Below are 14,583 nucleotides of genomic sequence, written 5' to 3' on the forward strand. Positions count from 1 at the left end.
GCCCGGGGCCTTGATGCAGGATGCTCAGCGGCGCTTGGCCATGGCATCGGTGAAACGATCGAACAGTGGCGCGACGTCAGTCGGGCCTGGGCTCGCTTCAGGGTGGCCCTGGAAGCTGAACGCGCTCTTGTCGGTGCGCTCGATGCCCTGCAGGGTACCGTCGAACAGCGACTTGTGGATGGCGCGGACGTTGCCCGGCAGGGTGGCTTCGTCGACGGCGAAACCGTGGTTCTGGCTGGTGATCATGACCACGCCGGTGTCCAGGTCCTGGACCGGGTGGTTGGCACCGTGGTGGCCGTGGCCCATCTTGACGGTCTTGGCGCCGGAGGCCAGGGCCAGCAGCTGGTGGCCGAGGCAGATGCCGAACACCGGGATCTCGGTTTCAAGGATTTCCTTGATTGCCTGGATCGCGTAGTCGCAAGGCTCCGGATCGCCAGGGCCGTTGGACAGGAACACGCCATCGGGGTTGAGCGCGAGCACTTCGCTGGCTGGGGTCTGGGCAGGCACCACGGTCACGCGGCAGCCACGGGCCACCAGCATGCGCAGGATGTTCAGCTTGACGCCGTAGTCGAAGGCGACCACGTGGTACGGCAGCTCGGAGGCTTCGATGGTTGGGTGGCTGTCGGTTTTCAGTTCCCACACGCTGGAGCGCCACTCGTAGCGCTCTTTGGTGGAGACGACCTTGGCCAAGTCCATGCCCTTGAGGCCTGGGAAGCCGCGGGCGGCGGCGATGGCGGCTTCTTCGCTGATGTTGTCACCGGCGAGGATGCAGCCGTTCTGAGCGCCCTTTTCACGCAGGATACGGGTCAGGCGACGGGTGTCGATGCCAGCGATGGCGACGACGTTGTTGGCCTTGAGGTAGTCCGGCAGCGACTGGGTGTTACGCCAGTTGCTGGCCAGCAGCGGCAGGTCACGGATGACCAGGCCGGCAGACCAGACACGGTTCGACTCGGCGTCTTCCGGGGTAGTGCCGGTGTTGCCGATGTGCGGATAGGTCAGGGTAACGATTTGCTGGGCGTAGGAAGGGTCTGTAAGGATTTCCTGGTAGCCGGTCATAGCGGTGTTGAACACCACCTCACCAACGGTCTGACCGTCGGCACCGATGGCTTCACCGCGAAAAATACTGCCGTCGGCAAGGGCGAGTATGGCTGGCTTTGTCAAGAAGACCTCCCGTAAATCAAGCATGAAAGGGCGATCGCAGGTTGCAAAAAAGCGGAGTGACGTATGGACACGTCACCCCGCTTTCATGTGCTGAATTCAATTCGCTGCGCGCTTTTAGTGGACACACTAAAGCTGTAGCTTACAGAAAAGTGCTTTTTGGGTCTACCGTATATGTGCCTCTAAAACACATGATTGCGACAGGGGGTGCCTTGCACCCCATCGCCGGCAAGCCGGCTCCCACCCGTCAGCACCAACCCGAAGGCTTGCACTCCCCTGTGGGAGCCGGCTTGCCGGCGATTGAGCCATCAGCAACACAGTAAGGGTCAGTGCAGCTCCAGCACGTCCTGCATGTCGTACAGGCCTGGCTCGCGCCCGTCCAGCCAAAGCGCGGCACGTACCGCACCCTTGGCGAACGTCATGCGGCTCGACGCTTTGTGGGTGATCTCCAGGCGCTCGCCTTCAGCGGCGAACAGCACGGTGTGGTCACCCACCACATCACCGGCACGCACGGTGGCGAAGCCGATGGTCTTGCGATCACGCGCGCCGGTCTGGCCTTCACGGCCATACACCGCCACTTCCTGCAGGTTACGGCCCAACGCATTGGCAACCACTTCACCCATGCGCAGCGCAGTACCCGACGGCGCATCGACCTTGTGACGGTGGTGCGCTTCGATGATCTCGATGTCGACATCATCACCCAGCACCCGCGCCGCCATGTCCAGCAGCTTGAGGCTGAGGTTGACGCCCACACTGAAGTTGGCGGCGAACACGATCGGGATTTCCTTGCCCGCGTCAGCCAGCAATTGCTTCTCTTCGACGCTGAAACCGGTGGTGCCGATAATCATCGCCTTGCCGTGCTTGCGGCAGAAGGCCAGATTCTTCAGGGTTACCGAAGGGTGGGTGAAGTCGATCAGCACATCGAATTCGTCGGCAACCTTGGCCAGGTCATCGGACAGCAGCACGCCGATCCGACCGAGGGCCGCCAGCTCACCTGCATCAGCCCCGACCAGCGAGCTGTCAGGGCGATCGATCGCCGCCGTCAACCCGGCTCCTGGCGTTTGCTGCACGGCCTCGATGAGGGTTTTGCCCATCCGCCCTGCTGCACCCATCACTGCAATACGTCGCATCGCTATTTCCTTATCAGAGATCGCCGAAGAAGCGCTTTACACCGTCGAACCAGCCACTGGCCTTGGGCGAATGGGAGCTGTCGCCTTCCAGCGAATCACGCAGCTCTTCAAGCAGCTCGCGCTGACGACGGCTGAGGTTGACCGGGGTTTCCACCGCCACACGGCACAGCAGGTCACCGGCACCGCCACCGCGCACCGGCGCAACACCCTTGCCACGCAAGCGGAACTGCTTGCCGGTCTGGGTACCTTCCGGAATCTTCAGCTTCACGCGGCCATCGAGGGTTGGCACTTCCAGCTCGCCACCCAGCGCTGCATCGGTATAGCTGATCGGCACTTCGCAGTACAGGTGCTTGCCATCACGCTGGAAGATCTCGTGCTCACGCACATTGATCACCACGTACAGGTCGCCGGTCGGGCCACCGTGGGTACCGGCCTCGCCTTCGCCCGACAGGCGAATGCGGTCGCCGGTGTCGACACCTGCCGGCACCTTGACCGACAGCGTCTTGTATTCCTCGACACGGCCTTCGCCATGGCACGAATTGCAAGGGTCGGTAATGATCTTGCCCTGGCCATGGCAACGCGGGCAGGTCTGCTGCACCGAGAAGAAGCCTTGCTGCATACGCACTTGGCCAATACCGCCGCACGTCGGGCAGGTCGACGGGGTCGAGCCCTTCTTCGCGCCAGAACCGTCGCAAGGCGTGCAATTGACCAGCGTCGGCACGCGGATACTGACCGTGGTGCCACGCACCGCTTCTTCCAGGTTCAGCTCCAGGGTGTAGCGCAGGTCGCTGCCACGCTGGGCACCACCACGACCACCGCCGCGGCCGCCGCCGCCACCGAAGAAGTCACTGAACACATCACCAAAGATGTCAGAGAAGTTGGCGCCGCCGAAGCCTGCACCGCCGCCGCCCATGCTTGGGTCGACGCCGGCGTGGCCGTACTGGTCGAACGCCGCGCGCTTGCTGGCGTCAGACAGCACTTCGTAGGCCTCGTTGGCCTCCTTGAACTTGTCTTCCGACTCTTTGTCGCCTGGGTTGCGGTCCGGGTGGAACTTCATCGCCAGGCGGCGATAGGCCTTTTTCAGGTCAGCTTCACTGGCGCCGCGCTCGACACCCAGGACCTCATAATAATCACGCTTGGACATAGGTCATTTGCACCTTGTTGGGCGTTCGGCATCTGCGCCGCGCCATCAGCACCCGCCCAAACACCACGAATGGCCCTGACAGATGCTGTAAAAATTCTCGAATTCCAGATACGCCAACGCGGGAGCAAGCCCCCGCGCGGCGACATCCTACCAGCTCACCGACAACCGCCGGTGAGCTGGCCGACAACATGCAACGATTACTTCTTGTCGTCGCCTTTTACTTCTTCGAACTCGGCGTCAACCACGTCATCGTGCTTGGCTTCCGGCTCGGCTTGCTGCGCGCCGCCCTGAGGCTGTTCGGCCGACTGCTCGGCGTACATCTTCTGGGCAACCGGTGCCGACACCTTGGACAGCTCTTCGACCTTGGCGTCGATCGCGGCCTTGTCGTCGCCTTTTACAGCGGCTTCCAGGGCAACGACGGCAGCTTCGATGGCAGTTTTTTCTTCAGCGGTGACCTTGTCACCTGCATCTGCGACCATCTTGCGGGTCGAGTGAACCAGCGCGTCACCCTGGTTACGGGCACCGGCCAGCTCTTCGAACTTGCGGTCTTCCTCGGCGTTGGCCTCGGCGTCACGCACCATTTTCTCGATTTCTTCGTCGGACAGGCCGGAGTTGGCCTTGATCACGATCGACTGGGTCTTGCCGGTGGCCTTGTCTTTCGCGCCGACGTGCAGGATGCCGTTGGCGTCGATGTCGAAGGTCACTTCGATCTGCGGAACACCACGCGGTGCTGGCGGGATGTCAGCCAGGTCGAACTTGCCCAGCGACTTGTTCTGCGAAGCTTGCTTACGCTCGCCCTGCAGCACGTGAATGGTCACTGCGCCCTGGTTGTCGTCGGCAGTCGAGAACACCTGCGACTTCTTGGTCGGGATGGTGGTGTTTTTCTCGATCAGCGCGGTCATCACGCCACCCATGGTTTCGATACCCAGGGTCAGCGGGCTGACGTCCAGCAGCAGAACGTCTTTGACGTCACCGGCCAGAACGGCACCCTGGATAGCGGCGCCCATGGCGACGGCTTCGTCCGGGTTGACGTCCTTGCGTGCTTCCTTGCCGAAGAAATCAGCAACGGTTTTCTGTACCAGCGGCATACGGGTCTGGCCGCCGACCAGGATCACGTCGTCGATCTTGCTGGCGTCGATGCCGGCGTCTTTCAGCGCGATGCGGCAAGGCTCGATGGTGCGCTGCACCAGCTCTTCTACCAGCGACTCCAGCTTGGCGCGGGAGATCTTCACGTTCAGGTGCTTAGGACCGGTGGCGTCTGCAGTGATGTACGGCAGGTTGACGTCGGTCGACTGAGCGGAAGACAGCTCGATCTTGGCCTTTTCCGCGGCTTCTTTCAGACGCTGCATGGCCAGAGGGTCGCCCTTCAGGTTCATGCCGGACTCTTTCTTGAACTCTTCGACCAGGTAGTCGATCAGCAGCATGTCGAAGTCTTCGCCACCCAGGAAGGTGTCACCGTTGGTCGCCAGTACTTCGAACTGGTGCTCACCGTCGACTTCGGCGATTTCGATGACCGAAACGTCGAAGGTACCGCCACCCAGGTCATAAACGATGACAGTGTGGTCGCCCTTGGCCTTGTCCATGCCGTACGCCAGTGCAGCAGCGGTCGGCTCGTTGATGATGCGCTTGACGTCCAGACCGGCGATGCGGCCGGCGTCTTTGGTAGCCTGGCGCTGGCTGTCGTTGAAGTAGGCCGGAACGGTGATGACCGCTTCGGTGACAGGCTCGCCGAGGTAGTCTTCGGCGGTCTTCTTCATTTTCTTCAGCACTTCGGCGCTGATTTGCGGCGGTGCCATTTTCTGGCCGTTGACTTCAACCCAGGCGTCACCGTTGTCGGCCTTGGCGATCTTGTACGGAACCAGCTGAATGTCTTTTTGCACGACCTGCTCTTCGAAGCGGCGGCCAATCAGGCGCTTCACTGCGAACAGGGTGTTGTGCGGGTTGGTCACAGCCTGGCGCTTGGCCGACTGACCCACCAGGATTTCGCCATCGTTGGCGTATGCCACGATCGAAGGGGTAGTACGCGCACCCTCGGCGTTTTCGATGACTTTGACGTTACCGTTTTCCAGGATGGAGACGCACGAGTTGGTGGTCCCCAGGTCGATACCGATGATTTTACCCATGTTAACTCTCCCGAAACTTGAATTTGGTAGCAGCGACTACTTTGGCCAACTGCGGTAATACTTGAAGGCTTGACACCTAGATGGGGTTGCCCCGGCGGATTTCAAGCCTTTTCGTTGATCGAAGGCTGAGCTGCACTTGGCGCCTTGCTGACCACCACCATGGCGGGGCGCAGCAGGCGGCCGTTGAGCAGGTAGCCTTTCTGGAACACTTTGAGCACGCTGTTGGGCTCTACGTCGGCGCTCTCCTGCATGGCCATGGCCTGATGGTGCTCAGCGTTGAACGGTTCGCCGTGCGGGTCGACAGGCTCAAGGTTGTAGCGCTTGAGGGTGTCGTGGAACATTTTCAGGGTCAGCTCGATGCCTTCACGCATCGGCTTGATACTTTCGTCGTCGGCATTGGACAGTTCCAGGCCGCGCTCCAGGCTGTCGATTACTGGCAGCAGGTCACCCGCGAATTTCTCCAGGGCGAACTTGTGGGCCTTCTCGACATCCTGCTCGGCGCGGCGGCGCACGTTCTGCAAATCGGCAACAGCGCGCAGCGACTGATCCTTGGCGGCGGCCAGCTGTTCCTCGAGCTCCAGAACACGGGCGCCGACAGCATCTGCACCGGTTTCTTCGACGTTAAGGTCTTTCTCATTCAGCTGTTCGTCAGCCATTGGGTCTCTCCTGCGCAAATTTCTGGATTACGAGCCAGGCTCGCCTTTGTTGTCGGCTATATGGGGCCGGAAAAACCAGCTTCAAGGGGCAGCGTGGTTTTCCGGGCCACATGAGAATCTGTGAGCGGGCATTGTCAGGGTGGAAAAAAGTACTGTATAAATAACCAGACCTGAACCTTCGGGAGCCGCCCCCATGCTGGTGCACCTGTCCATTCACAACTACGCCATCGTCGAACACCTCGACCTCGAGCTTGCCCGCGGCATGTCCGTCATCACCGGCGAGACCGGCGCAGGCAAATCGATCATGCTCGACGCCCTCGGCCTGGCCCTCGGCGACCGCGCAGACAGCGGCGTGGTGCGCCCCGGTGCAGACAAGGCGGACATCCTCGCCACCTTCGACCTGGCAGACATCCCCGAAGCCCGCACCTGGCTGGCCGAGCGTGACCTGGACAACGAAGGCCCGTGCATCCTGCGGCGGGTGATCACCGCCGAAGGCCGCAGCCGTGGCTACATCAATGGCACGCCTTGCCCGCTCAGCGATCTCAAGTCGCTTGGCGAACTGCTGATCGACATCCACAGCCAGCACGAGCACCAGTCGCTGCTCAAAACCGACACCCATCGGCGCCTGCTGGACGAGTACGCCGGTGCCATCGACCTGGCCCGCCAGGTGCAATTGGCCGCCAAACGCTGGAACCAGACCCGCCTGGAGCTGGAGCGCCTGTCCAATTCCGGTGACGAGCAACGCGCCCGCCACCAACTGCTGAGCTATCAGCTCGAGGAGCTGGACAACCTCGGCCTGGGCGAAAACGAGCTGGTGCAGTTGGAGCAGGAACACAAAAACCTGACCAACGCCGAAGCCCTGTTCGGCATCTGCCGCCAGGTCATCGACCAGTGCAGCGAGAGCGACTCGGGCAACGTGCTCAGCGCCCTCACCTCCAGCCTCAATCGGCTGGGTGCCGCCACCAACTCACCCAAGGCACTGGGCGAAGCCGCCAACCTGATTGCCAGCGCGCAGATTCAGGTCGAAGAAGCCGTTGGCGAGCTCAACCGCTTCCTCGATCACTTCGATGCCGACCCCATGCGCCTGCAGGCCCTGGAAGAGCGCCTCGACACTATCTACACCCTGGCCCGCAAACACCGCGTGCACCCCACCGAACTGCCGCATCTGCAGCAGCGCTTGATGGAAGAGCTGGAAGGCTTGAACGCCAGCGACGAATCGATCGAGCGCCTGGGCGACGAGCTGGCCGCCTATGCCCAGCACTATAAAGAGCGGGCTCGCGAGCTGAGCGCCTTGCGCCAGCAGGCCGCGCAACAGTTGGCGGTCGCCGTTGAGCAAGAAGTCCAACGCCTGGGTATGCCGGGTGGGCGCTTCTGCATCGAGCTTACCCCCAACGAAGGCAACGACCTGTCGCCCCACGGCCTCGAGCAGATCGAACTGCTGGTGAGCGCCAACCCCGGCCAGCCACTCAAAGGCCTGGCCAAGGTCGCGTCGGGTGGCGAGCTGTCACGCATCAGCCTGGCGATCCAGGTGATCACTGCACAGACCTCGCGCATCCCCACCCTGGTGTTCGACGAAGTCGACGTCGGCATCGGCGGCCCCACCGCCGAGATCGTCGGCCAACTGCTGCGCCGGCTGGGTGACCGCGGCCAGGTACTGACCGTGACTCACCTGCCGCAGGTCGCGGCACAAGGGCATCACCACCTGTTCGTGCACAAGGTGCGCCACAGCGACACCACCCACACGGCGGTGGCCAGCCTGGGTAAACGCGAACGGGTCGAAGAAGTGGCGCGCATGCTGGGCGGCATCGACCTGACCAAGGAATCCCTGGCACATGCACGCAAGATGGTAGTCAGCGGCAAGGCTTAGTGACCGGACTATGCATTAACTGCTTAATGACTGGCCTACGCATTACCTGCTTAATGACCGGCCTACGCATTACCTGTAGGAGCAGCCTTGTGCTGCGAAGAGGCCGGTGGCAGCGGCACAGCCCTACTGTGTTTTCACCGGCCTCTTCGCAGCACAAGGCTGCTCCTACACAAAAAGCACAAAGGCGACCCGAAGGTCGCCTTTGCTATTTATAACGATCGAAATCGTTACTTTTTCTTACGCACATAGAGGACCAGGTTGTGGTCCACCAGCTCGTAGCCATGCTCGGCCACGATCTCGCGCTGACGCCGCTCGATTTCAGCATCCATGAACTCGATGACTTCACTGGTCTCCACGTTGACCATGTGGTCGTGGTGACCGCCATCCGCCAGTTCGAAGACCGCATGACCGCCGTCGAAGTTGTGGCGAACCACCAGACCCGCCGCTTCGAACTGGGTCAGCACGCGGTAGACGGTGGCCAGGCCGACGTCCTCACCAGCTTCCATCAAGGCCTTGTAGACATCCTCGGCACTCATGTGACGCTGCTCGGTAGAATCGAGCATCTGAAGGATCTTTACTCGAGGCAGGGTAACCTTGAGACCGGCTTTGCGTAATTCGCTATTTTCAACCATGGTCAGCTTTCTCGCCGATGCTGCTTCGCAGCTTCTCTTAATACGGGTATGATCGGGGTTTACGTTGTCCAGCCAAGATAGTGGAAGTCGCCCACCGATGCAAAACACCAAGCTCTTGCTAACCAGCCTCACCCTAGTGGGACTGCTCGCACTCGCCGGTTGCTCGTTTCCCGGGGTTTACAAAATCGACATCCAGCAGGGCAATGTCGTCACGCAGGACATGATAGACCAATTACGCCCGGGAATGACCCGACGGCAAGTAAGGTTTATCATGGGCAACCCCCTGATTCAGGACACGTTCAACACCAACCGTTGGGACTACCTGTACAGCCTGCAGCCTGGTGGCGGAAAACGCCAGCAAGAGCGCATGAGCATTTTCTTCAACGAAAGCGACCAGTTGGTCAGCCTGTCTGGCGACTTCATGCCAGGTGTGAGCCGCGACCAGGAAATCCTCGGTGGCAGCAGCGACACCACAGTCAGCCCGGCGACCCAGCCAGAGCAGGCCACGCCGCAGCCTGAAGAGAAACCGGCCAAACCCGGTTCGGTGGAAGAATCCATCCAGCGCGAGATCGACACCATCGAGACCACTCCGGTCCCGACGCCGGCACCGCTGGAAACCTCCCCGCAGTAAGCGCGGCGGTCATAAAAAAGCCCGGGCCTTGGCCCGGGCTTTTTTGTGCGCCACCACTCAGCTATTGAGCTGCTTGGCGCGCTGGCAGAAGGCATCTACCAAGGTGTTGGCGGCCTGGTTGAACAGCGGCCCCAACGTGGCCCGCACCAGCGGCCCGGCATAATCGAAGGACAAGTCCAGGCTGATCTTGCAGGCCTTCTCGCCCAGCGGTTTGAACACCCACACACCGTGCAGCTGGGAGAACGGCCCCTCTTCCAGGTTCATTTCGATGGACTGCCCAGGCACCAGCACATTACGCGTGACGAAATGCTGGCTCATGCCACCTTTGGCAACCTCCAGCTTGGCGCGCATGTGCGTGTCACTGGCCTCGATGACCGTCGATGCCGAGCACCACGGCAAGAATTGCGGGTAGCTGGCCACGTCATTGACCAGATCGTAAAGCGCCTGGGCGGGATACGGCAGCAGGGCGGAGCGTTGAATATGGGTAGTCATCCAGGCGTCACTTCCAAGGCTGGGTGGCGGCGCTTCGCAGCGTGCCAAAAGCAGGTTCTGTACCTACGACAGGGCCTGTATTGTCCGGTATTCATTGCGGTGGCTCAAGCACACCGAAATCCCATAGCCGACCACGCATCGAGTTGCCTATAATGCCGCCCCTATGGCTAAACAAAAGAAACATCCGACCGGGACCATCGCGCAAAACAAGAAAGCGCGACACGATTACTTCATCGAACACAAGTTCGAGGCCGGGCTGGTCCTGTCCGGTTGGGAAGTAAAGAGCCTGCGGGCCGGCAAGGCGCACCTGACCGACAGCTACGTGCTGCTCAAGGATGGCGAAGCCTGGCTGTTCGGCAGCCACATCACCCCGCTGACCACGGCCAGCACCCACGTCATCGCCGACCCTATCCGCTCACGCAAGCTGCTGCTGAACAAGCGCGAGCTCGAGCGGGTGGAAGCGGCCGTGGCGCAGAAAGGCTACACCTGTGTGGCCTTGGCGCTGTACTGGAGCAAGCACCTGATCAAGTGCGAGATCGCGCTTGGCAAGGGCAAGAAGGAATTCGACAAGCGCGACACCGTGCGCGAACGCGATTCCAACCGCGAGCTGCAGCGTGCCGTGCGTAACAAGGGCAAGGAAGACTAGATCTTCCTTAGCCTGTGAGGGCCCCTTCGCGGGGCAAGCCCGCTCCCACAGTTAACCCACTGCCTTCAAATTCGGTGGGTTACCTGTGGGAGCGGGCTTGCCCCGCGAAGAGGCCCGTGCTGCAAACGCAAACCTCAGCGCCCGCTGCGCCGCTCCGCCCGCGCCACGCGCTGGGCTTCTTCGTGCGCCTCCTCCAGCACCTCCTGCACATACAAAATGTGCCGGCTGGAAACCTCCCGCGCCTCCTCCGCCCTGCCCTCGACAATCGCCAGGTACAGCTCCCGGTGCTGACTGATCAGCATGTCCCGCGTTTCAGTCCGCTGCTGGTACATGCCACCGATATTGGTCACCACGTTCCGCTTTAGCAGGTCGAACAAACCGCGGATGGTATGCAGCAAGACCGCGTTATGACTGGCCTCGGCTATCGCCAGGTGGAAGCGCGCGTCAGCGGCGCCCTCCTCTGCCCGGGTCACTTCGTCAACGCGGGTGTAACAGTCCTGCAGCGTGTCAAAAGCCTCTTTCAGCCGTGCACGGTCAGGCTCGGTGGCGCGCTGGGCCGCGTAATACGCGCAGGATGCCTCAAGGGTATGGCGAAACTCGAGCAGGTCGCGCTGCGCTTCAGGGCTGTGCTCAAGCAGCTGCAACAGCGGGTCGCTGAACGTCGACCCCAGCGATTCGGCAACAAAGTTGCCACCGCCCTGGCGGCTGATCAGCAGCCCCTTGGCCACCAGCTTCTGAATCGCCTCACGCAGTGACGGGCGCGACACACCGAACTGTTCGGCCAGAACGCGCTCAGCCGGCAAGCGCTGGCCCGAGGTCAGCGTGCCTTCGAGAATCATCCCTTCCAACCGATCGACGATGTCGTCGGACAGGCGCCGTTGGCGGACCTGATCAAAAACCATCACATGCTCTCCACAAACCCCCGGCAAATTTCAGGGGGGCCCTATTCTCGCCGATCCGCGCCGCGCACACACCCATCACCCTGGGTTTTTCCAAGGCCATCAGACGCCCACTCATCGGCACGCGACCAAAGTTTTGTGTCGGACAAATTGACACACCCACGACAGCGCTTTTAACCTAGCGCCCAGACATTGTAAATTGGTCTTACCAATTATCCAATGCCAGTGCTGACCAACAACAATTAGGGGCCACCCCATATGCAAACCTGGCAACAACTCTATAGCCCGCTTGGTAGTCTTGGCCTGTCCGCACTGGCGGCGGTCATCCCTATCGTGTTCTTCTTCCTCGCCCTCGCCGTGTTCCGCCTCAAAGGCCACGTCGCCGGCAGCATCACCCTCGCGCTGTCGATCCTGGTGGCGATCTTCGCCTTCCAGATGCCTGTCGACATGGCCTTCGCCGCCGCGGGTTATGGCTTCCTTTACGGCCTCTGGCCGATTGCCTGGATCATCGTTGCCGCGGTGTTCCTGTACAAACTCACGGTCAAGAGCGGCCAGTTCGAAGTGATCCGCAGCTCGGTGCTGTCGATCACCGACGACCAGCGCCTGCAAGTGCTGCTGATCGGCTTCTGCTTCGGTGCCTTCCTCGAAGGCGCGGCCGGCTTCGGCGCCCCGGTGGCCATCACTGCCGCACTGCTGGTGGGCCTGGGCTTCAACCCGCTGTACGCCGCCGGCCTGTGCCTGATCGCCAACACCGCGCCGGTCGCCTTCGGCGCGCTGGGCATCCCGATCATCGTGGCCGGCCAGGTCACCGGCATCGACGCCTTCCACATTGGCGCCATGACCGGCCGCCAACTGCCGCTGCTGTCGCTGTTCGTGCCGTTCTGGCTGGTGTTCATGATGGACGGCCTGCGCGGCGTGAAAGAAACCTGGCCCGCCGCCCTGGTCGCCGGCCTGAGCTTCGCCGTTACCCAGTACTTCACCTCGAACTTCATCGGCCCAGAGCTGCCGGACATCACCTCGGCCCTGGCCAGCCTGATCTGCCTGACCCTGTTCCTCAAAGTCTGGCAGCCCAAGCGCTCGTTCGCACAAGCCAAGGGCAGCGTCGGCGCCGCCGTCGTGCAGTCCGGCGGCAGCCAGCCAAGCCCTTACAGCTTCGGCGAGATCTTCAAGGCCTGGTCGCCGTTCCTGATCCTCACCGTGCTGGTAACCATCTGGACCTTGAAGCCATTCAAGGCCGCATTCGCGCCGGGCGGTGCGATGTACAACTTCGTGTTCAACTTCGCCATCCCGCACCTTGACCAACTGGTGATCAAGACCGCGCCGATCGTTGCCGCGCCGACCGCAATGCCAGCGGTGTTCAAGCTCGACCCGATCTCCGCCACCGGCACCGCGATCTTCCTCTCGGCGCTGATCTCCATGGCGGTGCTCAAGATCAACTTCAAAACTGGTCTGACCACTTTCAAAGAGACGTTCTGGGAACTGCGCTGGCCGATCCTGTCGATCGGCATGGTGCTGGCCTTCGCCTTCGTCACCAACTACTCGGGCATGTCCTCGACCATGGCCCTGGTCCTGGCCGGCACCGGCGCCGCGTTCCCGTTCTTCTCGCCGTTCCTCGGCTGGCTGGGCGTGTTCCTGACAGGCTCGGACACCTCGTCCAACGCCCTGTTCAGCTCGCTGCAAGCCACCACCGCACACCAGATCGGGGTCAACGACACCCTGCTGGTGGCCGCCAACACCAGCGGCGGCGTGACCGGCAAGATGATTTCGCCACAATCCATCGCCGTGGCCTGCGCCGCCACCGGCCTGGTGGGCAAGGAATCCGACCTGTTCCGCTTCACCGTCAAGCACAGCCTGTTCTTCGCCACCATCGTGGGCCTGATCACCCTGATCCAGGCTTACTGGCTGACCGGCATGCTGGTTCATCACTAAAGTGAAAGGGGCCGGGCGCCACGCTGCGCCCGGCATTCCCCTCAAGCAACGCTGCGAGAATCCATGATCATTTCCGCCTCTACCGACTATCGCGCCGCGGCCCAACGCAAGCTGCCCCCCTTCCTCTTCCACTACGCCGACGGCGGCGCCTACGCCGAGCACACGTTGCGCCACAACGTCTCGGACCTGGCCAGCATCGCCTTGCGCCAGCGCGTGTTGAAGAACATGTCCGAGCTCAGCCTGGAAACCCAGCTGTTCGACGAAACCCTGAGCATGCCCGTGGCCCTGGCCCCGGTCGGCCTGACCGGCATGTACGCCCGCCGTGGCGAAGTCCAGGCCGCACGCGCCGCCGCAGCCCATGGCATTCCGTTCACCATGTCGACGGTGTCGGTGTGCCCGATCGAGGAAGTCGCCCCGGCCATCAACCGGCCGATGTGGTTCCAGCTGTACGTGCTCAAGGACCGCGGCTTCATGCGCAATGCGCTGGAGCGGGCCAAGGCGGCCGGGGTCAAGACCCTGGTGTTCACCGTCGACATGCCCGTACCCGGCGCCCGCTACCGCGACGCCCACTCCGGCATGAGCGGCAAAAACGGGCCGATGCGCCGTGTGCTGCAAGCCATGACCCACCCTGAATGGGCGTGGGACGTCGGCGTGATGGGCCGCCCGCACGACCTCGGCAACATCTCCAAATACCGTGGCAACCCCACGGGCCTGGCCGACTACATCGGCTGGCTGGGCAACAACTTCGACCCGTCGATCTCCTGGAAAGACCTGGAGTGGATCCGCGACTTCTGGCAAGGCCCGATGATCATCAAGGGCATCCTGGATGCCGACGATGCCCGCGACGCGGTCAAGTTCGGTGCCGACGGCATCGTCGTGTCCAACCACGGCGGCCGCCAGCTCGACGGCGTGTTGTCCAGCGCCCGCGCCCTGCCGGCAATTGCCGACGCGGTGAAAGGCGACCTGAAGATTCTCGCCGACTCCGGCATCCGCAGCGGCCTCGACGTGGTGCGCATGATCGCCATGGGCGCCGACACCGTGCTGATCGGCCGCGCCTTCCTCTGGGCCCTCGCCGTGCATGGCGAAGCCGGGGTGAAGAACCTGCTCGAACTGTTCGAGAAGGAAATGCGCGTGGCCATGGTGCTGACCGGTGCCAAGTCGATCAGCGAGATCACCCGCGACTCGCTGGTCCGCGAACTGGGCGCCTGAACGCGCCCCCACGAAACACCGCCTGATTGACCGGGGCATGCGGCGCACCAGACGCCGTGGCCCCGCG

The 14,583-nt window shown here is 62.1% G+C and carries 13 protein-coding genes; 5 read left to right on the plus strand and 8 right to left on the minus strand.

All coding sequences use genetic code 11. The annotated features are described in order from the left end of the window. Positions 1–24 precede the first annotated feature (24 nt). The 5 genes from carA to grpE form a co-directional block, all read right to left on the minus strand. Complete coding sequence (gene carA / locus AC5PZ0_RS25870; RefSeq protein WP_027595036.1) at positions 25–1,161, minus strand: glutamine-hydrolyzing carbamoyl-phosphate synthase small subunit; 1,137 nt, start codon at positions 1,159–1,161, stop codon at positions 25–27. Between the two features lie 323 nt (positions 1,162–1,484). Further along, positions 1,485–2,288: a 4-hydroxy-tetrahydrodipicolinate reductase gene (gene dapB / locus AC5PZ0_RS25875; RefSeq protein ID WP_099430481.1), complete on the minus strand. Its 804-nt coding sequence runs from the start codon at positions 2,286–2,288 to the stop codon at positions 1,485–1,487. A 13-nt stretch (positions 2,289–2,301) separates the two neighbouring features. Next, positions 2,302–3,432 carry a molecular chaperone DnaJ gene (gene dnaJ / locus AC5PZ0_RS25880; protein WP_027595038.1) on the minus strand — a complete coding sequence of 377 codons (1,131 nt, stop codon included), beginning with the start codon at positions 3,430–3,432 and terminating at the stop codon, positions 2,302–2,304. A gap of 197 nt (positions 3,433–3,629) precedes the next feature. Beyond that, on the minus strand, positions 3,630–5,555 hold the full coding sequence (gene dnaK, locus AC5PZ0_RS25885; protein WP_099430482.1) for a molecular chaperone DnaK: 1,926 nt from the start codon (positions 5,553–5,555) through the stop codon (positions 3,630–3,632). A 101-nt stretch (positions 5,556–5,656) separates the two neighbouring features. Next, positions 5,657–6,211, minus strand: coding sequence for a nucleotide exchange factor GrpE (grpE, locus tag AC5PZ0_RS25890; RefSeq protein WP_493856015.1), 555 nt, complete (start codon positions 6,209–6,211; stop codon positions 5,657–5,659). Between the two features lie 193 nt (positions 6,212–6,404). Here grpE and recN point away from each other — a divergent pair, with 193 nt between their 5' ends. Then, the gene (gene recN / locus AC5PZ0_RS25895; RefSeq protein WP_493856016.1) at positions 6,405–8,078 is read left to right on the plus strand and encodes a DNA repair protein RecN; all 1,674 of its coding nucleotides are present in this window, start codon (positions 6,405–6,407) and stop codon (positions 8,076–8,078) included. Between the two features lie 227 nt (positions 8,079–8,305). On the opposite strand, the gene fur is transcribed toward recN, so the two are convergent. Next, entirely contained in the window at positions 8,306–8,710 is a 405-nt protein-coding gene (gene fur, locus AC5PZ0_RS25900) for a ferric iron uptake transcriptional regulator (RefSeq protein ID WP_016391775.1), read from the minus strand. Positions 8,711–8,807: 97 nt separating this feature from the next. Between fur and bamE the strand changes: the two genes are divergently transcribed. After that, positions 8,808–9,341: an outer membrane protein assembly factor BamE domain-containing protein gene (bamE, locus tag AC5PZ0_RS25905; RefSeq protein WP_027595043.1), complete on the plus strand. Its 534-nt coding sequence runs from the start codon at positions 8,808–8,810 to the stop codon at positions 9,339–9,341. 57 nt (positions 9,342–9,398) lie between these two features. On the opposite strand, the gene AC5PZ0_RS25910 is transcribed toward bamE, so the two are convergent. Beyond that, on the minus strand, positions 9,399–9,833 hold the full coding sequence (locus AC5PZ0_RS25910) for a type II toxin-antitoxin system RatA family toxin (RefSeq protein ID WP_027595044.1): 435 nt from the start codon (positions 9,831–9,833) through the stop codon (positions 9,399–9,401). Between the two features lie 163 nt (positions 9,834–9,996). Between AC5PZ0_RS25910 and smpB the strand changes: the two genes are divergently transcribed. After that, positions 9,997–10,479 carry an SsrA-binding protein SmpB gene (gene smpB / locus AC5PZ0_RS25915; RefSeq protein ID WP_012312633.1) on the plus strand — a complete coding sequence of 161 codons (483 nt, stop codon included), beginning with the start codon at positions 9,997–9,999 and terminating at the stop codon, positions 10,477–10,479. 134 nt (positions 10,480–10,613) lie between these two features. Here the strand turns inward: smpB and AC5PZ0_RS25920 are convergent, their stop codons facing one another. Further along, entirely contained in the window at positions 10,614–11,381 is a 768-nt protein-coding gene (locus AC5PZ0_RS25920; RefSeq protein ID WP_027595045.1) for an FCD domain-containing protein, read from the minus strand. Between the two features lie 255 nt (positions 11,382–11,636). On the opposite strand from AC5PZ0_RS25920, the gene AC5PZ0_RS25925 reads away from it, so the two are divergent. Together AC5PZ0_RS25925 and lldD are read left to right on the plus strand one after the other, a co-directional pair. Then, positions 11,637–13,307 carry a lactate permease LctP family transporter gene (locus AC5PZ0_RS25925; protein WP_027595046.1) on the plus strand — a complete coding sequence of 557 codons (1,671 nt, stop codon included), beginning with the start codon at positions 11,637–11,639 and terminating at the stop codon, positions 13,305–13,307. A 63-nt stretch (positions 13,308–13,370) separates the two neighbouring features. Then, positions 13,371–14,516 carry an FMN-dependent L-lactate dehydrogenase LldD gene (lldD, locus tag AC5PZ0_RS25930; protein ID WP_493856017.1) on the plus strand — a complete coding sequence of 382 codons (1,146 nt, stop codon included), beginning with the start codon at positions 13,371–13,373 and terminating at the stop codon, positions 14,514–14,516. Positions 14,517–14,583: the final 67 nt, after the last annotated feature.

The organism is Pseudomonas sp. 5.2 (assembly GCF_059025405.1).